Source organism: Pectobacterium sp. CHL-2024, assembly GCF_044751765.1.
Lineage (GTDB): Bacteria > Pseudomonadota > Gammaproteobacteria > Enterobacterales > Enterobacteriaceae > Pectobacterium > Pectobacterium brasiliense.
Window position 1 is genome coordinate 38,165 of the sequence record NZ_JBIXKO010000007.1, and the last position, 24,588, is coordinate 62,752.

Below are 24,588 nucleotides of genomic sequence, written 5' to 3' on the forward strand. Positions count from 1 at the left end.
TAAAAAATACAAACAACCTCGCTCTATTGGTAAACCCAGAGCCGCCTCCATGCCGTCTACCTTATCGGCACAATATTCCCTAGCTTTATGACGGCGTCGATTAACTCCGCCGAGGAATAAATATATTGATAGCGGATAAATAATCCTTTTCGACAAATAACCTACCAGTCGATGCAGAAAAACAAGGGGGATAGCGCGGCGATTTTATTAAAGGAAAGACAATATAGTTAATTTTCAGGAGGGAAGAAAATTTGCAGGGGAGAAATAATAGACAATCGAGATACGACGAAAAATAGTGCGTATTTTTATCTACTCGTTAGCTATAAAAAAAATCAGGGAGGCCATCGCCTCCCTGATTGCATTAGCCATTAACTATTACTGGGTTTCACGCAGACGCTGTGCTGCCTGAACCATATTCGCCAGAGCCTGACGCGTTTCCGGCCAGCCACGGGTTTTCAGACCGCAGTCCGGGTTCACCCACAGGCGTTCAGCAGGGATACGCTGCGCCGCTTTCTTCAACAGAGCTTCCATCCATTCCACGCTCGGGACATTCGGGGAGTGGATATCATAAACGCCCGGACCGATTTCATTCGGGTACTCGAACTCTTCAAACGACTCCAGCAGTTCCATATCGGAACGCGAGGTTTCAATCGTAATCACGTCAGCATCCAGCGCAGCGATAGAATCCATGATGTCATTGAACTCGCAATAACACATATGGGTATGGATTTGCGTATCATCTTTCGCCACCGCGGCGTTCAGACGGAAGGCATCCACTGCCCAGGCCAGATAAGCATCCCAGTCAGAGCGGTGCAGCGGCAGACCTTCACGCAGCGCCGGTTCGTCAATCTGGATGATACCAATGCCTGCAGCTTCCAAATCGGCCACTTCATCACGCAATGCCAGTGCAATCTGCTTAGCGATGGTTTCACGCGTGACGTCTTCACGCGGGAAAGACCAGCACAGGATCGTCACCGGACCTGTCAGCATACCTTTCATCGGCTTGTCAGTCAGAGACTGTGCGTATTTCGCCCACTCAACGGTGATCGCTTCTGGACGACTCACATCGCCAATAATGACTGGCGGTTTCACGCAGCGAGAACCGTAGCTCTGCACCCAGCCGTTCTGGGTAAAGACGAACCCATCCAGATGCTCACCGAAGTACTCCACCATGTCGTTACGCTCGGCTTCACCGTGCACCAGTACGTCCAGCCCCAGACGCTCTTGCTCAGCCACGGCCTGCTTGATGTGCTCGGAAATGCCGGTGCGATAGTTATTGCCATCCAGACGACCCTGTTTGAAATCCAGACGCAGGCCACGAATTTCGGTGGTTTGCGGGAAAGAACCAATCGTCGTCGTCGGCCATGCTGGCAGATTAAAGCGCTCACGCTGGGCATCCGCACGAACCGAATACACGTTCTGACGCTGGCTGTCCTGCGCAGTAATGGCCGCCAGACGCTGGGCAACAGCGGCGTTATTCACACGCGTGGAGGTACGGCGAGCGCGAATCGGCGCGCTGTAGGCGTCCAGTGCCTGCCCGTTGCCGCTGTTCAATGCCTGAGACAGCAGTGACAGCTCCGCACATTTCTGGATGGCAAAGGCAAACCAGCTCTTCACTTCATCATCCAGACGCACTTCCACACTCAGATCGATAGGGCTATGCAGCAGTGAACATGAGCTGCCCAACCACAGATCGCGCGTCCCCACCAGCGGTTGCAGACGCTCGAACCAGTTGCTCAGGTCAGCACGCCATACGTTACGGCCGTTAATCACCCCCAGAGACAGTACCCAGTTAGCAGGCAGTTGGGCGCTCAGCGTAGCGGCATCATCCTTACCGTGAACCAGATCGACATGCAGCCCCTGAACCGGCAGCGTTTTGATCGTTTCCAGATTCTGACTAACGCTATCGAAATAGGTCGTCAGCAGCAGTTTCACCTGACCCTGCAGGGCATCGTAAGCCGGTTTAAACGCGGCCAGCCACGCTTGCGGCAGTTCCAGCACCAGCGCAGGTTCATCGATCTGCACCCACTCAATGCCGCGCTTCGCCAGCTCAGCCAGCACCTGCTGGTAAACGGGCAGAATGTCCTGCAGCAGCGACAAACGATCAAACTGCTCGCCTTTCACTTTGCCCAGCCATAGGTAGGTAACCGGGCCTAGCAGAACAGGCTTCACGTTATGGCCCAGCGCCAGTGCTTCATCAACTTCATCCAGCAGCTGTGTCCAGGTCAGCTTGAACTGCTGCCCTTTGGTGAATTCCGGCACCATGTAGTGATAGTTAGTGTTAAACCACTTGGTCATTTCTGCCGCAGCAGCAGGTTGACCGGTTGGCGCACGTCCGCGGCCAATACGGAACAGCGTATCCAGATCGACCGAGCCGTCTTTATTCTGATGGCGTGCAGGTACGTTACCCAGCAGCAGACTCGTGGTCAGCACATGGTCGTACCAGGCGAAATCACCCACTGGCAGCAGATCAACGCCAGCATCCTTCTGTTGTTGCCAATGGCGCGCACGTAGCTCGCGGCCAACGGTCAGCAACTCCTCCTGTGTCGCGTTACCTGCCCAGTAGCTTTCCTGCGCTTTTTTCAGTTCACGGCGTAATCCAACGCGCGGAAAACCCAGTGTGTGATTCACAATCGCCATCGTTAATTCCTCATTTAGCCGTCCAGATGTTTACACATCCATAATCCGCAGGTAGTGTAGTAAGCACAAGCGCAATTTATTCACTGTCACTGTGAAGGACTCTCATGATCGAATTCAAACACCTGCGAACGCTGCAAGCACTGCGCAATACCGGATCGTTAGCCGCCGCTGCCTCTGCACTTCACCAAACTCAATCGGCGTTATCCCACCAGTTCAGCGATCTGGAGCAGCGCCTTGGGTTCAGGCTATTCGTGCGTAAAAGCCAGCCGCTGCGCTTTACGCCTCAGGGAGAAATTCTGTTGCAGCTGGCAGAGCAGGTGTTACCGCAAATCCAGCAGGCGTTGCAGTCGTGCCATGAGCCGCACCAAACCACGCTGCGTCTGGCTATTGAGTGCCATAGCTGTATTCAGTGGCTGACGCCTGCGCTAGACGAGTTCCATCAGCACTGGCCGCAGGTGGCGATGGACTTTAAATCAGGCGTGACGTTCGATCCTCAGCCAGCGCTTCAACAAGGCGAGCTGGATCTGGTTATGACCTCCGACATCATGCCGCGCAGCGGTCTGCACTATTCACCTCTGTTTGATTTTGAAGTCAGGCTGGTACTGGCTCCCGACCATCCGCTGGCAGGAAAAGAGAAAATTGAACCGGAGGATTTCACCGCCGAGACTCTGATGATCTATCCAGTACAGCGGCAACGACTGGACGTCTGGCGTCACTTTTTGCAACCGGCAGGCATCAGTCCGACGCTGAAAAGCGTGGATAATACGCTGCTGCTGATTCAGATGGTCGCCGCCCGCATGGGCATCGCCGCGCTACCGCACTGGGTGGTGGAAAGCTTCGAGCGTCAGGGGCTGATTGTGACTAAATCGCTGGGTGACGGGCTGTGGAGCCGGTTGTACGCTGCCGTCCGTGACGGAGAGCAGCGCCAACCGGTGATTGATGCGTTTATTCGTTCGGCGCGTCAGCACGCTTGTGAGCACTTACCGTTTGTAAAGGACGCTTCACGACCCAACGCTGGTGTACCCACAGTGAGGACGTAATAATTATCGTCCCTACGATAAAGCTCAGCCAGTCTGGCGTTTTATGCCAGATAGCGAAGTTGACCAAGAGTCCAGCCGGCACGTGAAAGTTGTTCATTATGCTAAGCGTTCCGGCATCGACCTGAGTTGCGCCGTAGTTCCACATAAAATAACCCAGGCCAGAAGCGCCAACCCCAAGCCAGAGCAGAACACCCCACTGCAAGGTTGTGGTGGGTAATTTATCCAGATTACCGAAGAGCAGCCACGCGATTATCGTCACGATTGCCGCCCCCAGGTAAAACCAGGAAAACGCGCAGTGCTGCGGCACAGGATAGAGTTCCATCAGGCGCTTATAACCCACCTGACCCGCAGCAAAACACACGTTCGCCGCCTGAACCAGCAGGAATCCCCACCAGAAATGCTCACTCACGCCGTGATAGTGGATCACCGCCGCCCCGAATACTGCCAGCAGCGCGCTCATCACGTAACCCCAGCGCAGGCGCTGTCGGGCAAGCAGATCGTAAATCAGCGTGACGTATAGCGGCGTCATCACCGTAAAGAGTAAAAACTCAGGTACGGTCAGGTACAGGTAAGCCTGGAATACGAACAGGTACATGATACCCAGTTGGCAAGCACCCACTAACATATACAAGAAAATGACGCGCGGCGTGTAACCCCGCAGGCGTAGGAACGGCAAAAACACCACTGCCGCCGCCGTCAGGCGGAACATCGCAGAAAACCAGCTATCAACCTGACCCGCCAGATATTCGCCAATCAGGCTGAATGAAAATGCCCACAAAATAGTGGTGATAGTAAGTAATGGCACAACAGCATCCACTGAGAAAAAAGTATCGCCATTGTAACGGAGATGACTGAATGAATTTCAGGCAATATGGTTTACATGAGGGTGAATAGTAAACAAACGAAAAATAATCTTCACAACGGGGAGGGGTGACGTGAAATAACCTTTAGCAGGGTGCATCCACGTCATTAAATATATTCTGTCAGTGCTACTCTTTTAGCAAAAAATAGGGCCTCTTTTTATAAAATAAAGAGACCCTGTGACTGAGCAATTAAATCTGCCATCTGAACCAGGCGAAGAATACATTACCGTTATTGTATGTTCCGGGAATGTAAGTTGCCTGGAAAGAGAGCTTGCTGTAGCTTATTGATGCCAAAGGTAATAAGACGGGAATTGGAATATAGTTCCAGTTATCACGCATCGTGAAACCCGCCGTAAAGCCCAGACCCAGCTGAAAATCCTGATCGCTGGTTGGCCGCCAGCGCTTTTCATAGCCATAGCCACCGATAGGCTCCCATTTGTTGTAGGAGTCTTTGAATGCCATGAGATAAAGCCCGTGCCAGTCCCCATCCTTATCCAGACGGGAAACACCGTAGCCCGCGCCCCATGGTCTTTCATTGTACCTATCCGTCTTTTCTTTATCGTACGTCCAGCGGTTATGCCAGGTGATCGCCGGGATATAAATATCGTGGCTCTGCGGCGAATTCCAGGTCGTAGACAGATTATTTTTACTTCTCTGCCACCAGCTTTCATCCTGCTTATCCGACGCCGACTCACTGGAATCAACCGCGACAGGTGCGAGATTTGCCGTGCTGCTTGTATTATTTATCCCTACATTATTTATGCTTTCTGCTGCGTAACTCAAAAAAGGGACAACGGGTAGTGTAATCAAACTCAACGTGATTAAAATTCGCTTCAAATACATATAAGGTTCTCTGTAACAGCGTCACGATTCCATTCAAACAAAGGTGATCCAGACAAAGCTATTTTTGGTTCTTACCAGAATATATAGTTCAGTTTACGTCATCTGCCTATATAGACGGGAAACTAAGCCAGCCTATTATGAAGGGATAAACAGTAACTGTACTTAAATAGATAACGAGTTCAGAGGTGCTTTCAGACGTTTCTTAGCCGAAATAACAAAAAACCACCTTATTTATCGGTGGCTTATATTCTGGTTGAGACACGTTCGAGATAGATAGACAGAACGGTGAATCGCCTACACAACGGGGCTAGATACCATCGCCATATTCGAAGCCGCGATTGACCCCGTTGAAATACTGGTCCATATCCATAGCAGGTTTATCGCTTTCCGGGCGGCCGACGATACGAGCCGGAACACCAGCTGCCGTCGTATGTGGAGGCACCGATTGCAACACGACAGAACCAGCGCCAATTTTCGCGCCACAGCCAACCTCAATGTTCCCCAGAATTTTCGCGCCAGCGCCAATCATCACGCCTTCGCGAATTTTAGGGTGACGATCGCCACTCGTTTTACCCGTACCGCCCAGCGTCACGGATTGCAGAATGGAAACATCGTTTTCAACGACAGCCGTTTCGCCGATCACAATGCCCGTTGCGTGATCGAGCATGATCCCGCAGCCGATTCTCGCCGCCGGGTGAATATCAACACCGAAAGAAACCGAGATCTGATTCTGGAAATAGACCGCCAGCGCTTTACGATCCTGCGACCAAAGCCAGTGACCAATGCGGTAAGCTTGTAATGCATGAAACCCTTTCAGGTAGAGCAGCGGCGTCGAATATTTATCCACCGCTGGGTCGCGCAGGCAAACGGCCTGAATATCGCGCGCAGCAGAAACGATCATCTGTGGATCGGCGCGGTAGGCTTCTTCCACAACTTCACGAATAGCAATCGCAGGCATGATCGCATTTGCCAGTTTGTTCGCTAGCATGTAGCTCAATGCGCTACCCAGATTTTCGTGCTTCAGCAATGTGGCATGAAAAAAGCTGGCCAGCATCGGTTCACAGTCTGCGAGACTGCGCGCTTCTGCCTTGATATTGGTCCAGACCAGTTCCAGTTCTTCTGTCGACATTGCCTTACTCTCCGAGATACCACACACCACAACGTATATCTGTTCTCAAACAGCGGGTTGATTAGCGCCACCGCTCGTATACAAGAAAATGAAGATACTATGAGCCTCCAGGATTAGGAAGCCCAGCATAGAACGACGTGTTTTATAACCTGGCGGTTTCGTCTTTACGCGTGCGCCCCAATAGGCTCAGCGCCGCCTCTCGGGCGTCTTTCCCACAATACAGCACCTGCCAGAGTTGCTCAGTAATTGGCATTTCAACGCCGTAGCGCTGTGCTAATGCCAGCACCTCTTTCGTATTGCGATACCCTTCAACCACCTGACCAATGCTATCCTGCGCGCTCTGTACATCCATTCCCTGCCCCAGCATCATGCCGAAGCGCCGGTTACGGGACTGATTATCAGTACAGGTCAACACCAGATCGCCAAGCCCCGCCATCCCCATGAAGGTGGTAGGATCCGCACCCAGCGCCGCACCAAGCCGGGTCATTTCTGCCAGCCCGCGGGTGATCAACGCGGTACGCGCATTCGCGCCAAACCCAATGCCGTCAGACATCCCGGCACCGATCGCTATGACGTTTTTCACCGCACCGCCCAGCTGCACGCCGATAAAATCGGGGTTGCTGTAAACGCGGAAGCTCTTCCCACAGTGCAGCAGCCGTTGCAGATCGTCAGCAAATTCACTGTCCGTTGATGCCAGTGCAATCGCCGTCGGCATGCCTGCCGCTAATTCTTTGGCAAATGTCGGGCCGGATACCACTGCAAGCGGGATGGTTTCGCCCAACGCTTCGCGTGCGACATCTTGCAACAAGCGTCCCGTTTCCGCTTCCAGCCCTTTGGTCGCCCACACGATACGCGCATCGGCACGCAAGTGAGGTTTCAATTGACGCAAGACATCGCCGAACACATGGCTCGGCACAACGACCAGCACGTTTCTGCTGGCAGCAAGCGCCTGCGCGAGGTTGGTTTCCAACTGTAGCGAATCAGGGAAAGGCACATCCGGCAGGAATGCCTGATTACAGCGAGCGGCCTGTAACGCCTGAATGTGCACAGGGTTGTGACCCCACAGCACGACTCTATGGCCATTACGCGCCAGCGTAATGGCCAACGCGGTGCCGTACGAACCGGCACCGATGACGGTCATTGAAGCGTCAGACGCGTTCATCAGGCATCCTGATGCTGCGCAGCGCCTTCACCTTCGGTCTGCTGCTGCAGGTAATTCATGAACAGTGCATCAAAGTTAACCGGTGCCAGGTTCAGTTGCGGGAAGGTACCGCGAGAAACCAGACTGGTGATGCACTCACGCGCGTAAGGGAACAGAATGTTCGGGCAGTATGCGCCCAGGCAGTGCGCCAGTTGAGTTCCTTCGATACCGCCAACGGTAAAGATACCACCTTGCTGAACTTCACACAGAAATGCAGTTTCTTCACCCAGAGAAGCCGTTACGGTCACGCGCAGTACGACTTCATAGATATCATCAGCCAGTTGGCTAGAGGCCGTATCCAGATCCAGTTTTACTTCCGGCTGCCATTCCTGCTGGAACACCTGAGGCGCATTCGGCGCTTCAAAAGAGATATCTTTGGTGTAGATACGCTGGATTTGGAAAGCCATTTCTGTGTTGTTTTGTTCAGACATGTTAAGTAATACCCTTTTGTTAGATTCTCTTGACGTCTTCCGTCGTCATAAGTGGGCGGACGTCAGCACATTTCTGTCATTGTCATACTGCAATCACTGTAGTTGCAATAACGGTAGTACTGCAATCAGCCTGTCGGTTATCCTGCAAAATCGCCACCATTTTCACGGTGTATGATTGATACACTTGGCACGATGCGGATAGTTTTACCACAAACCGTTTTATTTGCCGCGGACTAAAGGCAGATTCTCACCGCTCCAGCCAGCCAGACCGTCTTTCAGTACCTGCACACGCTCAAAACCGGCTTTGTGCAAATTCTCGGCTGCTTCGCGTGAAGAGAGACCGTTGGCGCATACCACGATAATCGGCTGCGACTTATGTTTTTCAAGTTCACCTACGCTGCCGTTCTTGATGTCGTTCGGCAACAGGTTAAATGCGCTGGCAATATGGCCACGGCGATAGTCGTCACGGTTACGGATATCAACGACGACAGCCTCTTCTTTATTAATCAGTCGGATCGCTTCACCGCGAACCACTTCCTTCACGTTCGACAGTTTACTCTTCACAGTAAGCACAATGACCGCAACCAACAGGGCAACCCAGGAAATGCTCAAAATAGGGTGCTTGCTAATGAATGGCATAATCTCTTGCATGGGGTGTAACGACTCCCGGATCAGTTAAGCAACAAAAATATAAGGTTCCTGAGTATACCTGCGCGATACGGCAATTACAGCCAGTAAGCCAATATAGCGTATCGAATCTGCGGCGAGCTTTCCATTTATCTCTATATTGATGCGCCCAGACGCCCACCTTTGTGCCATGCTTGTCACGTCTGGAAATAGAAATCAGACAAGAGACAACTGGTAAGCTGCTGTTCATCGTGGAATAATTCACCGCTATGAGTAAAAACGCGTTATTTGTACAGAGTCGAGTAGCATGTAGCGCGGATCGCCATTTATCCGCATTACAAAGGCTACTCACCCGCTGCGTCAGCGCACTCTGCGTTGGCGTTTTGCTGTTGCCCGCGCTCAGCCAGGCTGAAGATAATCAGGCACAGCTTAAGACCCTGCAACAAGATATCGCCGCGAAAGAAAAAAGCGTTCAAGAACAACAAAAGCAGCGCAGTGCCTTAGTCCAGCAGTTGAAAAAGCAGGAGCAGTCCATCTCTCAGGCCAGTCGTCAACTGCATGAAACGCGCAATACGCTGTCCACGCTCAATAAAGAATTAACCAGCCTCAGCGCCTCTATCGCAAAACTGCAATCTCAGCAGGATAAGCAACAAACGCTACTTTCCCGTCAGCTTGACGCCGCCTTCCGGCAAGGTCAGCACAGCGCACTGCAATTAATGCTGAGCGGAGAAGAGAGCCAGCGCAACGAGCGCATCCTCGCCTACTTTGGCTACCTGAATGAAGCACGGCAGAAATCTATCCACGAATTGCAGCAAACGCGCGTAGAGCTGGCTGACCAAAAGCGTCAGTTGGAACAAAAACAAGCACAGCAAAAAACGCTGCTGGGCGACCAACAGCAGCAACAGCAGACGCTGGAGCAAGCACAGTCCGATCGCAAGAAAACGCTGTCGACGCTGGAAAGTTCGCTGGAAAAAGATCAGCAACAGTTGACGGAACTGCGCCAGAATGAAACGCGGTTGCGCGATCAGATCGCCCGCGCTGAGCGAGAAGCGAAAGCCCGTGCCGAACGGGAAGCGCGCGAGGCCGCCAAAGTTCGCGCTAAAGAAGAGCAGGCCAAACGCAGCGGCAGCAGTTACAAACCGACTGAAGGTGAACGCTCACTCATGGCTCGAACCGGCGGTTTAGGGCGACCTTCAGGTCAAGCCATCTGGCCAGTTAATGGACGTATTGAGCATCGTTTCGGTGAACCGTTGCAGGGCGAGCTGCGCTGGAAAGGTATGGTGATTACCGCACCGGAAGGAACGGAAGTGAAGGCGATCGCCGACGGAACCGTACTGATGGCCGACTGGCTACAGGGCTACGGGCTGGTCGTTGTTGTGCAGCATGGTAAAGGCGATATGAGCCTGTACGGTTATAACCAGAGCGCATTGGTTTCCGTTGGCGCTCAGGTCAAGGCAGGCCAACCCATTGCGCTGGTCGGCACCAGCGGCGGGCAGAGTCAGCCTGGACTGTATTTTGAAATCCGTCGCCAGGGTCAGGCGGTCAATCCACAACCTTGGCTGGGAAGATAGTCTTGTCTTATTTAACCAAAACACCACTATTGGCGTTGAGTCTGCTCGCCCTGTCTCCTTTGGCACTGGCCGGAAAACTTTCCATCGTTATCGATGATTTCGGCTATCGTCCGCATAATGAGAACCAGATTCTGGCAATGCCGACGGCGATTTCCATCGCGGTATTACCCAACGCGCCGTACGCCCGTGAAATGGCGACCAAAGCTCACCAGCAAGGGCGAGAAGTGCTGATCCATCTGCCGATGGCACCGATGAGCAAGCAGCCGCTGGAGCGCGATACGTTACGCCCAGACATGAGCAGCGAAGAAATTCAGCGCATTATCCGCCAATCGGTTAATAACGTGCCTTACGCTGTGGGGTTGAATAACCATATGGGCAGCGCGATGACCGCCAGCCTGCCGGGTATGCAAAAAGTCATGCAGGCGCTGAGCGCCTACCAGCTCTATTTCCTCGATAGCATGACCATTGGCAGCAGCCAATCAAGCCAGGCCGCGGCTGGAACGAACGTTAAGGTCATCAAACGCAAAGTCTTTTTGGATGACTCGCAAAACGAAGCCGAGATTCGCAAACAGTTTACCCGTGCGGTGCAAATTGCCCGCCGCAGCGGTTCTGCCATCGCTATCGGGCACCCACATCCTTCAACCATCCGCGTCTTACAGCAGATGTTGCCCACGCTGGATACCGATATTGTCTTAGTCCGCCCCAGCCAGTTGCTGAATGAGCCGACGCGGCAGTATGAGCCTCAGCCGCAGCAGCCAGTCAAACCACGTAATCCGTTCCGCGGTATACCGCAGTGCCAAGTCAAACAGCCGCCGGAACCGGTGAAGAACGATGTGTTCTTCAAACTGGTGAGCAGCAGCATTCGGGAAAGCGCCCCCGTGCTATTTATCAAGCACCGCTGGCAGACCTGGATTGCTTCAGGTGAGACCGAAGCGCCCAAACAGCCGTAATCTCTGAGTGCACATTCTCTTTTGCCATCGCGCGGGTTCGCCTCGGCAGGGTTATGTCTCATCCCAATTGAGAATCACCTTGCCCGACTGACCCGAGCGCATGGCATCGAACCCTTTCTGAAATTCATCAATGTGAAAGCGGTGGGTGATAATCGGTGACAAATCCAGTCCAGACTGAATCAGCGCCGACATCTTGTACCAGGTTTCGAACATTTCTCGTCCGTAGATCCCTTTGATAAACAATCCCTTAAAAATCACCTCTCCCCAGTCAATCGACATCGGTTCGTGCGGAATACCCAGCATAGCGATGCGCCCACCGTGATTCATCGCTTTCAGCATAGCGCGAAAGGCCGATGGCGCACCCGACATCTCCAGACCGATATCAAACCCCTCGGTCATGCCCAGTTCGATCATCACGTCCGCCAGATTTTCCTGCGCCACATTGACGACGCGCGTGGCCCCCATTTTACTGGCAAGATCCAGACGGTACGCATTCACATCGGTAATCACGACATTCCTTGCACCAACGTGGCGACATACCGCCGCCGCCATCATGCCTATCGGCCCTGCGCCAGCGATCAAGACATCTTCCCCCACTAAATCGAAGGACAGTGCGGTATGCACCGCGTTGCCGAAGGGATCGAAAATGGCGGCCAGCTCATCAGAAATATTGTCGGGAATGCGAAACGCGTTGTACGCAGGAATCACCAGATACTCCGCGAATGAACCGGGACGGTTTACCCCGACGCCGATAGCATTACGGCATAAATGACGCCGTCCGGCACGGCAGTTGCGACAGTAGCCGCAGGTAATATGCCCTTCGCCAGAGACCCGATCGCCAATATGAAAACCGTTAACTTCCTGACCGATAGCGACAATTTCGCCAACGTACTCATGCCCGACGACCATCGGAACGGGAATCGTCTTCTGCGACCATTCGTCCCAGTTATAGATATGCACATCTGTTCCGCAGATCGCGCTTTTGCGGATTTTAATCATGATGTCGTTATGCCCGAGCTCCGGCGTGGGCGAGTCCACCATCCAGATGCCTTCTTCCGGCCGCAGTTTTGCCAATGCTTTCATGATGGTTTCCTCAGATGATCACACCCAGACGTTTACCCACGCGGATAAACGCCTCGACGGCGAATTCGATTTGCTGCGGCGTATGGGCGGCCGACATTTGGGTGCGAATACGCGCCTGACCGAGGGGGACAACGGGATAGAAAAAGCCGGCGACATAAACACCTTCCCGCTGTAGCGCCTGCGCAAAATCCTGTGCCAGCTGTGCCTCACCCAACATGACGGGAATAATGGCGTGATCGGCTCCCGCTAGCGTGAACCCTGCGGCCGTCATCTTTTCACGGAACAGACGGGCATTTGCCCACAGACGCTCACGCCGTTCGCCGCTCTGTTCCAGCAAGCCCAATACCCTGAGCGACGCGGTGACAATGGCAGGGGCGAGCGAGTTGGAAAATAGATAGGGTCGAGAACGCTGGCGCAGCCAGTCGATCACCTCATGCTTGCCCGCCGTATAACCGCCCGATGCGCCACCCAGCGCTTTGCCCAACGTCCCGGTGATGATGTCAACGCGATCCATCACTCCGCAGCGTTCATGCGTTCCGCGCCCTTGTTCGCCCACAAATCCCACCGCATGCGAATCATCCACCATCACTAACGCATCATAGCGATCCGCCAGATCGCAAATCCCCTGCAAATCGGCAATGACGCCATCCATCGAAAAAACGCCGTCGGTGGCAATCATGACGTGTCTTGCCCCTTCCGCTCTGGCCAGTTGCAGCTGTGCTTCCAGTTGGCTCATATCGTTATTGGCATAGCGGTAGCGCCGCGCCTTCGATAGCCGAATACCGTCGATGATTGAGGCATGATTGAGCGCATCGGAAATAATCGCATCCTCCGGCCCCATCAGCGTTTCAAACAGCCCACCGTTAGCATCAAAACAAGAGGAATAGAGAATCGCATCGTCTATTCCCAGAAACTCCGCCAGCTTACGCTCCAGCTGTTTGTGGATATCCTGCGTTCCACAAATAAAGCGCACCGATGCCATACCAAAACCGTGGCTGTCCAATCCGGCTTTTGCAGCGGCAATCAGCTCAGGGCTGTCCGCCAGACCAAGATAATTATTGGCACAGAAGTTGAGCAGGTGGTTGCTGTCCATCACCTCGATTTCAGCCTGCTGCGCAGAGGTAATGATGCGCTCCTCCTTAAACACCCCTTCGGTGCGTGCAGCCATAATTTGTGCAGTAAGTTGTTGATAAAACGCGGCAGGCATAGCGTCACTCTCCCATAAAAAGATTGCGTTATGGTTTTTAAGCTAGCGGATGTGGGCAGAAATGCGGGGTAAACAGTCTGAAAATGCTGGCTTCGTCACGGCCTGAATCATCTTAAAAACGTGGGAGCAACACGGGATAAATTAAGCTCTGGCTGCTTGCAGTAAAATGAAATGCTATTATAGCGGTCATAAACAGTGTGGGGCGCGGTGCCTCACCGGCAAGATTAATAAAGGTCGCGCCCATGATTATCGTTACTGGCGGTGCCGGTTTTATCGGCAGCAATATCGTAAAATCTCTGAATGACATCGGCTATCGGGACATTCTGGTTGTCGATAACCTGAAAGACGGCACCAAGTTCGCCAATCTGGTCGATCTGGACATCGCAGATTACGTGGATAAAGAAGATTTCATCGCCAGCATCGTTGCAGGTGACGATCTGGGCGATATCGATGCCGTATTCCATGAAGGCGCTTGCTCTTCCACCACCGAGTGGGATGGCAAATACATGATGGATAACAACTATCAGTATTCCAAAGACGTGCTGCATTACTGCCTCGATCGCAACATTCCGTTCCTGTATGCCTCTTCTGCCGCAACCTATGGCGGTCGCAACGATAACTTTATCGAAGAGCGTCAATACGAGCAGCCGCTGAACGTCTATGGCTACTCCAAATTCCTGTTCGACCAGTACGTGCGTGAAATTCTTCCAGAAGCTGAATCGCAGATCTGCGGTTTCCGCTATTTCAACGTCTACGGACCGCGCGAAGGCCATAAAGGCAGCATGGCGAGCGTCGCATTCCACCTGAATAACCAGATTAATCAGGGTGAAAATCCGAAGCTGTTCTCCGGTAGCGAGAACTTCCAACGTGACTTCATCTACGTCGGTGATGTCGCGGCCGTCAATCTGTGGTTCTGGCAAAACGGTGTTTCCGGCATCTTCAACTGCGGTACTGGTCGCGCCGAATCCTTCCAGGCTGTCGCGGACGCCACCCTCGCCTTCCATAAAAAAGGCAGCGTGGAATACATCGAGTTCCCTGAGAAGCTGAAAGGCCGCTATCAGGCTTATACACAAGCCGACCTCACCAATTTGCGTGCCGCAGGCTATGACAAGCCGTTCAAAACCGTCGCCGAAGGTGTGGCAGAATATATGGCCTGGCTGAACCGTACCGTTTAATCGGATAAGGATTCATAAGCGGTATGAAAATTTTGGTCATCGGCCCTTCCTGGGTCGGCGATATGATGATGTCGCACAGCCTTTATCGCACATTGAAGGCTGAACACCCGGAAGCGGTCATTGACGTGATGGCACCGGCCTGGTGCCGTCCGCTGCTGGCACGGATGCCGGAAGTCAATCAGGCGTTAGCCATGCCGCTAGGTCACGGCGCACTGGAGCTGGGCGAACGTCGCCGTCTTGGCGTATCGCTGCGCGACGCGGGCTATGACCGCGCTTACGTGCTGCCTAACTCCTTTAAATCCGCGCTGGTCCCCTTCTTTGCCAACATTCCGCAGCGTACAGGCTGGCGTGGCGAAATGCGTTACGGGCTGCTGAACGACGTACGCGTGCTGGATAAAGCCGCATTTCCGATGATGGTTCAGCGCTATGCTGCGTTAGCCTACGATCGTAGCCGTATTCGTCGGGCCGAAGACTTACCGCAGCCTTTACTGTGGCCACAGTTGCAGGTTAATCAGGCCGAAATTGCGGACATGATGCAGGCCTTCGATCTCAGCGATGCGCGCCCCATCATCGGCTTTTGCCCCGGTGCCGAGTTCGGCCCCGCCAAACGCTGGCCGCATTATCACTATGCGGCGTTGGCACAATCACTGATCGAGCGCGGCTACCAGATAGCGCTGTTCGGTTCGGCCAATGACCGTTCGGCCTGTGACGATATCCTTCAAGGATTAACGGAAGAGGCACGACAGCATTGCGCTAATCTGGCAGGGAAAACCTCGCTGGAACAGGCGGTAGTGCTCATTGCCGCCTGCCACGCCGTCGTCAGCAACGATTCTGGGCTCATGCACGTTGCGGCGGCACTTCATCGTCCGCTTGTCGCGCTTTATGGCCCAAGCAGCCCCGATTTTACCCCGCCGCTGTCCCATCAGGCCGAGGTGATTCGCCTGATTACCGGCTATCACCGAGTGCGCAAAGGGGATGCCGAACAGGGTTATCACCAGAGTTTGATCGACATTCAGCCTGAACGCGTGCTCAGCGCACTGGATAAGTATATCGTTCCAAGAGAAAGTCTCATTCCGGGAGCGGACGCATGAGAGTGCTGATTGTGAAGACATCGTCGATGGGCGATGTGCTGCATACGCTGCCCGCCTTAACCGATGCAATGCAGGCTATTCCCGGTATCCAGTTCGACTGGGTGGTTGAAGAAGGTTTCGCGCAAATTCCCAGTTGGCACCCGGCGGTTTCTCGCGTAATTCCCGTCGCAATACGCCGCTGGCGCAAAAGCTGGTTCAGCGCTCCGATACGTCAGGAGCGTGCAGAGTTCACACGCCAACTACGCCAGTATCGCTACGATGCGGTTATTGATGCGCAAGGGCTGATTAAAAGCGCGCTGCTGGTTACGCGACTCGCCAACGGAAAGAAGCACGGATTGGATTGCAAAAGTGCACGTGAACCACTGGCAAGCTGGTTTTATAACTACCGCCACCCAATAAGCCGTCGGCAGCATGCCGTCGAGCGCGTACGGGAACTGTTTGCCGCCAGCCTGAACTATCGGAAACCCACCGAGCGTGGCGACTATGCGATTGCTTCGCGTTTTCTCTCTCAGTCACCCGCAGACGCCAATCGCTATCTGGTGTTTCTCCACGCCACGACGCGTGATGAAAAACACTGGTCAGAAGCACACTGGCGTGAACTGATTGCTCTATTAGCACCGAGTGGATTACGCATCAAACTCCCCTGGGGAGCGGAGCATGAGCACCAGCGCGCCTTACGGCTGGCGGAAGGCTTTCCGCATGTTGACGTCTTACCACGCCTCACGCTGCAACAGGTCGCCGAGGTATTAGCTGGCGCCAAAGTCGTCGTTTCCGTCGATACCGGACTTAGCCACCTGACGGCAGCGCTGGATCGCCCAAATATCACCTTATATGGGCCAACCGACCCGGGGCTGATTGGCGGCTACGGGATGAATCAGGTGGTGGAAATGTCTGGTGACAATTCCATGGATACCATTTCATCCCAAACAATCTTTCAACAATTACAATCTTTTATATAACCGACGAGTTTTTGGCAATGCAGATGCATTCGAAAGAAAAACGGCTCTCCAGAGAACGCGTTAAGCGAATTCTGGTAATCAAACTACGACATTTCGGTGACGTTTTGTTGACCACCCCGCTCCTGGGGACGCTGAAACAGCATTACGAGAGTGCCCAGATTGATGTACTGGTTTATCGCGGTACAGAGGTCATGCTCTCTGGTAACCCGGCGGTTAACACCTGTTTTACGGTTGACAGGAATCTCAAACATGAAGGCATCCGTGCACAATTGCATGGAGAAAGTACGCTTTGGAAAACGCTGAAGGCGCAACAATACGACCTCATCATCAACCTTTCCGATCAATGGCGTGCTGCGCTTTACTGTAAGTTTCTCACTTCTGGTGTCAGCATTGGCTTCAATTGGCCAAAAAGAGACAACATCTTATGGAAATCTTGCCATGATATGTTGGTTGAAACTACGCAGCATAATGATCAACATACTGTTTTAAATAACCTTTCCATCCTATCGCCTCTGAGCCTTCCTGACACGGATACCTCAGTGAATATGTGCTGGCTACCAGAAGATGAAAAGTGTGTTAACCAATTACTCGAACAGCACAGCTTACCTGACTATATATTGATCCACCCGGGCGCTCGCTGGGCGTTCAAAACCTGGTCTGCACTCTCCTTCGCTGCCTTGATTGATCATCTGGCAAATCAGGGACAACGCATCGTGCTTGCTGGCGGGCCATCAGCTGAAGAATTACAGATAGCCACAACCATTCTTAATCACGTGGCAAACCCAGCGCAGGTCGTAAATCTGACCGGACAGCTGGCATTACCTCAGCTCGCGGTACTGATTGATAAAGCAACGTTATTTATTGGTGTTGATTCTGCACCTATGCACATGGCCGCTGCACGACAAACACCTTCTGTTGCGCTATTTGGCCCGAGTAATCTGAAACAGTGGCATCCATGGCAGGCACCACACACATTATTATGGGCTGGCGACTATCGCCCACTCCCCAAGCCTGAGGAAATTGATACTAATACACAGGAGCGTTACCTTGATGCCATTCCGGTCTCTGACGTGATTGCTGCGACCCGCAAATGGCTTTCCTAAACCTATTAATCTGTAAATTAAGAAGACGCCAACAAGTCGCTTTTTACACCTGTGAGATTGTATGAAACTTGATTTTTTTCCCGCGATCCTTACGGACGCCGATAAGAGAAATTTCCCTACCATTACCGCCTTCTTACTTGGGCTTTCTCTACCGCTTTCGAATCAACTGTTGAAAGTCGCGTTGGTCCTGGCGCTCCTCTGCGTCTTGAAATACCGGGATATGAAGTATTGGCGCCAGATGATTATTCATCCGATGGTGATTCTGCCTGCGCTGATGACCGGCTTATTAGCACTTTCCCTGCTCACTCATCATCATGAGGCAGGGCCGGAGATGGTCGAAAAATATAAGAAGCTGCTGTACGTCCTGCCTCTTGCTTTATTCTTTGTGCTCCAATCAGCACAGAGCAAGGCGTTATTCAGCGGCTTTCTATTGGGAAATGGTATTGTCCTTGCACTGAGCCTAGCGGGTGGTTTGTTTCATCTATTTCCTGGGCATATCGACCCTGCGAACCCGACCGTTTTTAAGCTACAGATTACTCAAAACTTTTTTATGGCCATGGCCGTATTTCTCTGGCTTGAGCGAGCCAGAATCAGCCAGGGATCTGGACGGATCGGTTACCTACTATTAGCACTAGTCGCTTGCTGCAACATACTGTTTATGGTGCAAGGTAGAATCGGATACATCGCCCTTATTGCAGGTATTGGCGCTTGGGCATTGCTCTCTCTGAAACCGCGTCAGGCCCTGCTCGCACTAGGCTCTGGCGTTGTCGTCATTTGCCTGTTATTTACGATTCCTAACCGTGCAGCCGAACGAATTACGCTTGGCGTCCACGAAATACAAAACTGTCTACAGCAAAAAACGGGCGATGCGTATTCTGCTTGTGACAGTTCAATGGGGCAACGGACCGCGTTTATTTTACAGGCGACGCAATTAATTGAGCAGGCTCCGCTGTTGGGCAATGGCGCAGGAAGCTTCTGGTATCACAACCCGGAAACAGGTTACAGCGTAAATAACCCACACAACCAGTATTTACTGGAAACGATACAGAATGGTGCCGTAGGCCTTATCATCTTCTTACTATGGATGGCCAATTTTGCTCTCGCCGCCTGGAAACAACCTTCTCGAGAGAAAAGCATTTTTATTACTCTTCTGGTCATTTATTTAAGTGGTAATCTCTTTAACTCATTCCTTTTGGACTCAACGGAAGGGCACCTGTTTGTCATTCTGACCGCGCTCCTTCTGGCGAAGCATATTCCATTTGTGCAACGTAAGAAAAATGAATCACCACAGCCCAGCAGGCCATCATAGTTACGTCAGAATAGCGTTACGCTAGAATCATGCTGCTCACCCAATGGCACTTAAAAATCTCGGTGCCATTGGGTTCAACGCTTAGACGGCAAGAGAACACCTCTCTCGTCTGTATCATCATTTTCAACACCATAGGGCATATAGTGAACGCGCATAAACGTTTATCCGTCGTCATGATTACCAAAAATGAAACGGAACTGATCGCCGATTGCCTAAAGTCTGTCTCGTGGGCAGATGAAATTATTGTCGTTGATTCTGGCAGCACAGATAACACGGTAGAGATCGCGCATCAATACGGTGCAAAAGTCTATCAGCACGACGATTGGCCAGGGTATGGCAAGCAGCGGCAGCGCGCGCAGAGCTATGCCAGCGGTGATTATATTTTCATGATTGACGCTGACGAACGAGTGACATCTGAGCTACGGCAATCAATCGAATCCGTGCTCACTGCTTCGGACACTGGCGCTAATACGGTTTACTGCTGCTCACGACGCAATTTTTTCCTTGGTCGTTTTATGAAACATAGCGGATGGTATCCCGACAAGGTTATCCGCCTCTATGCAAACCAGCACTACCGTTATAATGACAACAGCGTGCACGAGTCTCTTGACTATGGTTCAGCCACATTGAGCCATCTATCAGGCGATTTATTACATTTAACCTGCCGAGACTTCGCCGTTTTTCAACAGAAACAGCTACGCTATGCTTCAGCATGGGCGGAAGAACGGCACCGCCAGGGGAAAAAATGTCGCTACCTGAGTATCCTTACGCATACTGCTTCGGCATTCTTAAAAACTTGGGTATTACGTGCGGGGTTTTTGGATGGGAAATACGGTTTTCTACTCGCAATTATTAATGCGCAGTACACATTCAATAAATACGCTGGGTTATGGTCCCGTAATAATATAAAGTTGTGAGGAATGGGTGATACCACCAAACATAGCCTTATCCTCACGAACCCGATAAAATCACCCTAGCGATAACCGATAACAGTAAACCTTATGCTACAAACTCTCTACACCATTATCCTGTACCTCATCCAACCGTTGATTTGGCTTCGCCTGTGGCTTCGTGGCCGCAAGGCTCCTGCCTATCGTCGGCGCTGGGGTGAACGTTACGGCTTTTGTGCAGAGAAGGTTAAACCAGACGGTATCATGCTGCATTCGGTGTCGGTGGGTGAAACGCTGGCCGCCATTCCCTTAGTGAGAGCGCTGCGCCATCGTTATCCCAATCTGCCGATCACGGTGACAACCATGACGCCAACCGGTTCCGAACGCGTGCGTTCAGCGTTTGGCGACACGGTCTATCACGTTTACCTGCCTTATGATTTACCCTGTGCCCTGAAGCGCTTTTTTGACCAGGTTCGTCCGAAAATCGTCATTATTATGGAAACCGAGCTGTGGCCAAATCTGATCGCGGAACTGCATAAACGCGACATTCCGCTGGTTATTGCGAATGCTCGACTGTCAGAACGCTCTGCTGCGGGTTATAAAAAAATCGGAAAGCTCATGCGCCATATCTTGCGGCGCATTACCCTCGTCGCTGCGCAGAATCAGGAGGACGGGAATCGATTTATCGATCTTGGTCTGAAGCGCTCCAGCCTGAAAGTGACCGGCAGCCTCAAGTTTGATATTTCCGTGACGCCAGAGCTGGCGGCACGAGCTATTACATTACGTCGACAATGGGCGCCACACCGTCCGGTATGGATAGCCACCAGTACGCACGAAGGTGAAGAAGCGATCGTTCTGGCCGCTCACCGACAGCTACTTGCCACCTATCCTGACTTACTCCTCATTCTTGTGCCTCGCCACCCAGAACGTTTCGCCACCACGCAGGCGCTGACAGAGAATTTGGGGTTCACCTACACGCTGCGCAGCAGTGGTGAACAGCCACCTGCAAACACGCAGGTCGTCATTGGGGATACCATGGGCGAGCTGATGCTGTTATACGGCATCGCCGATCTGGCTTTTGTCGGGGGAAGCTTGGTTGAACGAGGCGGGCATAATCCGCTAGAAGCGGCAGCACATGCTATCCCGGTATTGATGGGGCCACACACGTTCAATTTTAAAGACATCTGCAACAAACTCGATCAGGCCGACGGACTGATCACCGTGACCGATGCAGACTCACTTGGAAAAGAAGTCGGGAAACTGCTCGCTGACGAAGATTATCGTCTTTACTATGGTCGACATGCCGTGGAAGTGTTACACCAAAACCAGGGTGCACTACAGATGCTGCTTACGCTACTGGAACCTTATTTACCCCAGCGGACACAGTAAAACAGCGTTACCAAGACAGTGAATGAAGGGCTGACGTGATGACAACCAAAGCGATTTATCCTGGAACGTTCGATCCACTAACCAATGGTCATTTGGATCTGCTGACGCGTGCATCACGACTGTTCGACCATGTGGTGCTGGCCATCGCTGCCAGTCCGAGCAAACATACACTTTTCACTCTGGATGAACGCGTGGCGCTGGCAAAGGGTGCGACGCAACATTTATCGAACGTCGAAGTAGTCGGTTTCAGCGATCTTATGGTGCACTTCGCACAACAGCAAAAAGCCAATATTCTTGTGCGGGGTTTGCGAGCCGTTGCCGATTTCGAATATGAACTCCAGCTCGCAAAAATGAATCACCACCTGATGCCTACTCTCGAAAGCGTGTTCCTGATGCCATCAGAAGAGTGGTCGTTTATTTCATCTTCTCTGGTCAAAGAAGTGGCTCGTCACGGCGGTGACGTATCGCACTTCTTACCCGATGCCATCGTTAGTGCCTTACTGGAAAAGCTCCGCTGATAATCCGTTTACGGGATAAGAGAAATGACGGCCTCTTTGACATCAGCCACACTAATGCTGTCGATGCATTTGCCTGAATGGAGCAAGACGTGATTGACACCAATCGGATACCAACGCAAATATTTCTCTGGTCTTGCTTCGAATAGACCGACAACCGGTATCTGCAACGCCGCACCAAGATGAACAGGTGCGCTATCAGCCGAAACCACCAGATCTAATTGGCTCATCGCTGCGATAAGATCAGGCACTGTTCCAGTATCGATACACTGAACCGTAATGCCATTAAGCGCATCTTGCTCCGGCTTCTCACCTGGACTAGAAAAAATAATGATATTGAAATCATTGCCGAGTAACTTAGCAAGTGAGTACCAGTTTTCCCACGGCCAGCGACGTTCATATGCTTTATTGGATATAAAAAACCCGATATTCGCTTTGCCGTTATTTTCTAATTTTTCTGACCATTGTTTTTTTAATTCTGGATTAGGATAAATATAAAGCTTTAGTTCGTCAGTGCTCGTTACACCAAGCTCAGGCACTAAATCATACCCCGCCAATACTTCATGCTTTATGGGTCGATTGGTAACATGTTCAATATTGCGGTCGTCAAACTCAGTCTCAGCCTTGTGCCAACGCGAGTCAGGAACATTCATCCATCTGGCAAACTGGATTGCATTCTTATTCATTCCGCCATTAGGAATAATCAGCAAATCGAAATTCAAACGCTTTAAGCGCATAATCAAAAGAAATTTATCGATTAATGAGCTGATTAAACCACTGCGATTATTTCTCTCTCGGCTTTTACTGTAAACATAATGATGCACTTCTTTTATGTCTGGGTTTTCTTCAAGTATGTATGAATTATATTTGTTCGCTAATACATGGATTTCAGCAGCCGGCCATTTTCTTTTCAGAGAGTGAATCAATGCTGTCGTGCATACCATGTCACCTAGAAAATCGATTCTTATCAACAAAATGCGCTGCATACTTCCTTTCCCTTAATAAGCATTATCGTCACTGTTATTTATCTGAATTTTTATCCACAATACCGACTACTTCTGGCAGCGACGACAGAAAAACGTGCTGCGCTGTCCATGCTTCGCGGTTTCTATCGGCGTTCCGCATGTCCGACAAGGTTCACCGTTGCGGCCATAGACTCGCAGCTCCTGCGCGAAATACCCGGGTTTACCGTCTGATTGCAAAAAGTCACGCAGTGTTGTGCCCCCCTGCTCAATCGAAAGCTGTAGCACCTGTTTAATCACGTCCACCAATACGGCTGCGTCATTTTCATTTAACGATCCCGCAGCTCTGTCAGGATGGATACCCGCAGCAAACAGCGATTCGCTCGCGTAAATATTGCCTACACCAACGACGACTTTGTTATCCATAATCCACTGTTTGATTGCCGTCTTTTTACCGCGTGATGCCTGATAAAGATAATCGGCAGAGAATTCCGCCTCTAGTGGTTCCGGCCCCAGATGCGCCAACACCGAGCAGGTTTCTGGATTATCCGTCCACAGCCAGGCACCAAAACGCCGGGGATCGGTGTAACGCAGCACCTTACCGCTGTCCATCACCAAATCAACATGATCGTGTTTCTCCGGCTCGCTATATTCTGGCAACACCCGCAGGCTGCCAGACATGCCGAGATGCACAATAATCCAGCCGCGAGTCAGCTCAATCAGCAGATATTTTGCCCGCCGACGCACGCTGAGCACCGGTTCATCGCTCAGCGAGAGAATCTCAGCCGATACCGGCCAGCGCAGGCGCGAGTTCCTCACTTCAGCATAAAGGATGGTGTGATCGACAAGATACGGTGAAATTCCCCGACGACTGGTTTCAACCTCAGGTAATTCAGGCATGTGCGTCTCCTGATAAAGGTGGCTACGTTAGCATAAACAGCAGGATACCCTCTGTGACAGCACGCAAGACAGGGGATATGGTGAGAAACAGAGTCACTGCTGGCGTATTTTACCCACAGTATTTAACACAAAACCGTTAAATCAAATCGACATGCTGGCTGGCATGTGGCGAAAAAAAACCCGACCAAGGCCGGGTTTTCATCAAGAAGCAGAAATTACTTAATTTTAGCTTCTTTGTAGAGAACGTGCTGACGGACAACTGGATCGAATTTCTTCAGTTCCAATTTTTCCGGCTTAGTACGTTTGTTCTTCGTAGTGGTATAGAAGTGACCAGTACCAGCAGAAGAAACCAGCTTGATCTTCTCGCGAACACCCTTAGCCATGATTCAGTTCCTTAATACTTTTCACCACGGGCACGCAGATCGGCCAGAACCGTCTCAATACCCTTCTTATCAATAACACGCATACCTTTAGCAGATACACGCAGTGTTACAAAGCGCTTCTCGCCTTCAACCCAAAAACGGTGTGAATGCAGGTTCGGCAGAAAACGGCGTTTGGTCGCATTCAGTGCGTGGGAACGGTTGTTCCCGGCCACCGGACGCTTGCCAGTAACTTGGCAGACTCGGGACATGTCTATTCTCCAAAAATCAAATCAGCTCGAGCTTCGTATAGGGTTTGGCCGCCTCGTCAGGCTTTAGAGCCCATCTCAG

Annotated in this window: 24 protein-coding genes; 11 read left to right on the forward strand and 13 right to left on the reverse strand. The window is 51.8% G+C overall.

Going from position 1 to position 24,588, the window contains the following annotated elements; translation table 11 throughout:
* Positions 1-375: 375 nt before the first annotated feature.
* Entirely contained in the window at positions 376-2,640 is a 2,265-nt protein-coding gene (gene metE, locus ACIPUG_RS12265) for a 5-methyltetrahydropteroyltriglutamate--homocysteine S-methyltransferase (protein WP_010283745.1), read from the reverse strand.
* A 104-nt stretch (positions 2,641-2,744) separates the two neighbouring features.
* On the opposite strand from metE, the gene metR reads away from it, so the two are divergent.
* Positions 2,745-3,680, forward strand: coding sequence for an HTH-type transcriptional regulator MetR (gene metR / locus ACIPUG_RS12270; RefSeq protein ID WP_014913764.1), 936 nt, complete (start codon positions 2,745-2,747; stop codon positions 3,678-3,680).
* Here metR and ACIPUG_RS12275 read toward each other — a convergent pair.
* From ACIPUG_RS12275 to ACIPUG_RS12300, 6 genes are all read right to left on the reverse strand, one after another.
* Positions 3,586-4,485, reverse strand: coding sequence for a carboxylate/amino acid/amine transporter (locus ACIPUG_RS12275; RefSeq protein WP_400338572.1), 900 nt, complete (start codon positions 4,483-4,485; stop codon positions 3,586-3,588). The genes metR and ACIPUG_RS12275 overlap by 95 nt on opposite strands.
* Before the next feature lie 247 nt (positions 4,486-4,732).
* A complete protein-coding gene (gene pagP / locus ACIPUG_RS12280) occupies positions 4,733-5,386 on the reverse strand; it encodes a lipid IV(A) palmitoyltransferase PagP (RefSeq protein WP_039498449.1) in 654 nt (217 codons plus the stop codon).
* 307 nt (positions 5,387-5,693) lie between these two features.
* Entirely contained in the window at positions 5,694-6,515 is an 822-nt protein-coding gene (gene cysE, locus ACIPUG_RS12285; protein WP_039285192.1) for a serine O-acetyltransferase, read from the reverse strand.
* Between the two features lie 142 nt (positions 6,516-6,657).
* Positions 6,658-7,677: an NAD(P)H-dependent glycerol-3-phosphate dehydrogenase gene (gene gpsA, locus ACIPUG_RS12290; protein ID WP_010283738.1), complete on the reverse strand. Its 1,020-nt coding sequence runs from the start codon at positions 7,675-7,677 to the stop codon at positions 6,658-6,660.
* Positions 7,677-8,147: a protein-export chaperone SecB gene (secB, locus tag ACIPUG_RS12295; RefSeq protein ID WP_014913761.1), complete on the reverse strand. Its 471-nt coding sequence runs from the start codon at positions 8,145-8,147 to the stop codon at positions 7,677-7,679. Before secB ends, gpsA begins: the two co-directional genes overlap by 1 nt.
* 219 nt (positions 8,148-8,366) lie before the next feature.
* On the reverse strand, positions 8,367-8,798 hold the full coding sequence (locus tag ACIPUG_RS12300; RefSeq protein WP_010283734.1) for a rhodanese-like domain-containing protein: 432 nt from the start codon (positions 8,796-8,798) through the stop codon (positions 8,367-8,369).
* A 245-nt stretch (positions 8,799-9,043) separates the two neighbouring features.
* Here ACIPUG_RS12300 and envC point away from each other — a divergent pair, with 245 nt between their 5' ends.
* Together envC and ACIPUG_RS12310 are read left to right on the forward strand one after the other, a co-directional pair.
* On the forward strand, positions 9,044-10,345 hold the full coding sequence (gene envC / locus ACIPUG_RS12305; RefSeq protein WP_039285189.1) for a murein hydrolase activator EnvC: 1,302 nt from the start codon (positions 9,044-9,046) through the stop codon (positions 10,343-10,345).
* Positions 10,346-10,347: 2 nt separating this feature from the next.
* Positions 10,348-11,295, forward strand: coding sequence for a divergent polysaccharide deacetylase family protein (locus ACIPUG_RS12310; RefSeq protein WP_400338574.1), 948 nt, complete (start codon positions 10,348-10,350; stop codon positions 11,293-11,295).
* Positions 11,296-11,346: 51 nt separating this feature from the next.
* Here the strand turns inward: ACIPUG_RS12310 and tdh are convergent, their stop codons facing one another.
* Together tdh and ACIPUG_RS12320 are read right to left on the reverse strand one after the other, a co-directional pair.
* Positions 11,347-12,378 (reverse strand): L-threonine 3-dehydrogenase, encoded by a 1,032-nt coding sequence (gene tdh / locus ACIPUG_RS12315; protein ID WP_400338576.1) that lies wholly within the window; start codon positions 12,376-12,378, stop codon positions 11,347-11,349.
* 10 nt (positions 12,379-12,388) lie between these two features.
* The gene (locus tag ACIPUG_RS12320) at positions 12,389-13,585 is read right to left on the reverse strand and encodes a glycine C-acetyltransferase (RefSeq protein ID WP_400338578.1); all 1,197 of its coding nucleotides are present in this window, start codon (positions 13,583-13,585) and stop codon (positions 12,389-12,391) included.
* Between the two features lie 242 nt (positions 13,586-13,827).
* Here ACIPUG_RS12320 and rfaD point away from each other — a divergent pair, with 242 nt between their 5' ends.
* The 8 genes from rfaD (at position 13,828) to coaD (ending at position 22,019) form a co-directional block, all read left to right on the forward strand.
* Positions 13,828-14,760 carry an ADP-glyceromanno-heptose 6-epimerase gene (rfaD, locus tag ACIPUG_RS12325; RefSeq protein WP_014913755.1) on the forward strand — a complete coding sequence of 311 codons (933 nt, stop codon included), beginning with the start codon at positions 13,828-13,830 and terminating at the stop codon, positions 14,758-14,760.
* Between the two features lie 23 nt (positions 14,761-14,783).
* Positions 14,784-15,851: an ADP-heptose--LPS heptosyltransferase RfaF gene (gene rfaF, locus ACIPUG_RS12330; RefSeq protein ID WP_400338580.1), complete on the forward strand. Its 1,068-nt coding sequence runs from the start codon at positions 14,784-14,786 to the stop codon at positions 15,849-15,851.
* Complete coding sequence (gene rfaC, locus ACIPUG_RS12335; RefSeq protein WP_400338582.1) at positions 15,848-16,810, forward strand: lipopolysaccharide heptosyltransferase RfaC; 963 nt, start codon at positions 15,848-15,850, stop codon at positions 16,808-16,810. Before rfaF ends, rfaC begins: the two co-directional genes overlap by 4 nt.
* A gap of 17 nt (positions 16,811-16,827) precedes the next feature.
* Positions 16,828-17,913 (forward strand): putative lipopolysaccharide heptosyltransferase III, encoded by a 1,086-nt coding sequence (gene rfaQ, locus ACIPUG_RS12340; protein WP_320699131.1) that lies wholly within the window; start codon positions 16,828-16,830, stop codon positions 17,911-17,913.
* 61 nt (positions 17,914-17,974) lie between these two features.
* Entirely contained in the window at positions 17,975-19,222 is a 1,248-nt protein-coding gene (locus ACIPUG_RS12345; RefSeq protein ID WP_039510377.1) for an O-antigen ligase, read from the forward strand.
* Between the two features lie 143 nt (positions 19,223-19,365).
* Complete coding sequence (locus ACIPUG_RS12350; protein ID WP_180790904.1) at positions 19,366-20,139, forward strand: glycosyltransferase family 2 protein; 774 nt, start codon at positions 19,366-19,368, stop codon at positions 20,137-20,139.
* Positions 20,140-20,223: 84 nt separating this feature from the next.
* Positions 20,224-21,501 (forward strand): lipid IV(A) 3-deoxy-D-manno-octulosonic acid transferase, encoded by a 1,278-nt coding sequence (gene waaA, locus ACIPUG_RS12355; protein ID WP_010285722.1) that lies wholly within the window; start codon positions 20,224-20,226, stop codon positions 21,499-21,501.
* A 38-nt stretch (positions 21,502-21,539) separates the two neighbouring features.
* Positions 21,540-22,019 (forward strand): pantetheine-phosphate adenylyltransferase, encoded by a 480-nt coding sequence (gene coaD / locus ACIPUG_RS12360; protein WP_039285138.1) that lies wholly within the window; start codon positions 21,540-21,542, stop codon positions 22,017-22,019.
* A gap of 8 nt (positions 22,020-22,027) precedes the next feature.
* On the opposite strand, the gene ACIPUG_RS12365 is transcribed toward coaD, so the two are convergent.
* From ACIPUG_RS12365 to rpmB, 4 genes are all read right to left on the reverse strand, one after another.
* Positions 22,028-23,002, reverse strand: coding sequence for a glycosyltransferase family 9 protein (locus ACIPUG_RS12365; RefSeq protein WP_039463306.1), 975 nt, complete (start codon positions 23,000-23,002; stop codon positions 22,028-22,030).
* A gap of 66 nt (positions 23,003-23,068) precedes the next feature.
* Positions 23,069-23,878, reverse strand: coding sequence for a bifunctional DNA-formamidopyrimidine glycosylase/DNA-(apurinic or apyrimidinic site) lyase (gene mutM, locus ACIPUG_RS12370; RefSeq protein WP_400338584.1), 810 nt, complete (start codon positions 23,876-23,878; stop codon positions 23,069-23,071).
* Between the two features lie 215 nt (positions 23,879-24,093).
* Positions 24,094-24,261 (reverse strand): 50S ribosomal protein L33, encoded by a 168-nt coding sequence (rpmG, locus tag ACIPUG_RS12375; RefSeq protein ID WP_002208990.1) that lies wholly within the window; start codon positions 24,259-24,261, stop codon positions 24,094-24,096.
* An 11-nt stretch (positions 24,262-24,272) separates the two neighbouring features.
* Positions 24,273-24,509, reverse strand: coding sequence for a 50S ribosomal protein L28 (rpmB, locus tag ACIPUG_RS12380; RefSeq protein ID WP_005967968.1), 237 nt, complete (start codon positions 24,507-24,509; stop codon positions 24,273-24,275).
* Positions 24,510-24,588: the final 79 nt, after the last annotated feature.

Bases quoted from the DNA above. Each gene is read 5' to 3' on its own strand.
- metR (WP_014913764.1), top strand. From the start codon at position 2,745: ATGATCGAATTCAAACACCTGCGAACGCTGCAAGCACTGCGCAATACC.
- gpsA (WP_010283738.1), bottom strand. From the start codon at position 7,677: ATGAACGCGTCTGACGCTTCAATGACCGTCATCGGTGCCGGTTCGTAC.
- tdh (WP_400338576.1), bottom strand. From the start codon at position 12,378: ATGAAAGCATTGGCAAAACTGCGGCCGGAAGAAGGCATCTGGATGGTG.
- envC (WP_039285189.1), top strand. From the start codon at position 9,044: ATGAGTAAAAACGCGTTATTTGTACAGAGTCGAGTAGCATGTAGCGCG.
- rfaC (WP_400338582.1), top strand. From the start codon at position 15,848: ATGAGAGTGCTGATTGTGAAGACATCGTCGATGGGCGATGTGCTGCAT.
- ACIPUG_RS12320 (WP_400338578.1), bottom strand. From the start codon at position 13,585: ATGCCTGCCGCGTTTTATCAACAACTTACTGCACAAATTATGGCTGCA.
- secB (WP_014913761.1), bottom strand. From the start codon at position 8,147: ATGTCTGAACAAAACAACACAGAAATGGCTTTCCAAATCCAGCGTATC.
- ACIPUG_RS12300 (WP_010283734.1), bottom strand. From the start codon at position 8,798: ATGCAAGAGATTATGCCATTCATTAGCAAGCACCCTATTTTGAGCATT.
- cysE (WP_039285192.1), bottom strand. From the start codon at position 6,515: ATGTCGACAGAAGAACTGGAACTGGTCTGGACCAATATCAAGGCAGAA.
- metE (WP_010283745.1), bottom strand. From the start codon at position 2,640: ATGGCGATTGTGAATCACACACTGGGTTTTCCGCGCGTTGGATTACGC.
- waaA (WP_010285722.1), top strand. From the start codon at position 20,224: ATGCTACAAACTCTCTACACCATTATCCTGTACCTCATCCAACCGTTG.
- pagP (WP_039498449.1), bottom strand. From the start codon at position 5,386: ATGTATTTGAAGCGAATTTTAATCACGTTGAGTTTGATTACACTACCC.
- rfaD (WP_014913755.1), top strand. From the start codon at position 13,828: ATGATTATCGTTACTGGCGGTGCCGGTTTTATCGGCAGCAATATCGTA.
- coaD (WP_039285138.1), top strand. From the start codon at position 21,540: ATGACAACCAAAGCGATTTATCCTGGAACGTTCGATCCACTAACCAAT.
- rpmB (WP_005967968.1), bottom strand. From the start codon at position 24,509: ATGTCCCGAGTCTGCCAAGTTACTGGCAAGCGTCCGGTGGCCGGGAAC.
- ACIPUG_RS12345 (WP_039510377.1), top strand. From the start codon at position 17,975: ATGAAACTTGATTTTTTTCCCGCGATCCTTACGGACGCCGATAAGAGA.
- mutM (WP_400338584.1), bottom strand. From the start codon at position 23,878: ATGCCTGAATTACCTGAGGTTGAAACCAGTCGTCGGGGAATTTCACCG.
- rpmG (WP_002208990.1), bottom strand. From the start codon at position 24,261: ATGGCTAAGGGTGTTCGCGAGAAGATCAAGCTGGTTTCTTCTGCTGGT.
- rfaQ (WP_320699131.1), top strand. From the start codon at position 16,828: ATGCAGATGCATTCGAAAGAAAAACGGCTCTCCAGAGAACGCGTTAAG.
- ACIPUG_RS12365 (WP_039463306.1), bottom strand. From the start codon at position 23,002: ATGCAGCGCATTTTGTTGATAAGAATCGATTTTCTAGGTGACATGGTA.
- rfaF (WP_400338580.1), top strand. From the start codon at position 14,784: ATGAAAATTTTGGTCATCGGCCCTTCCTGGGTCGGCGATATGATGATG.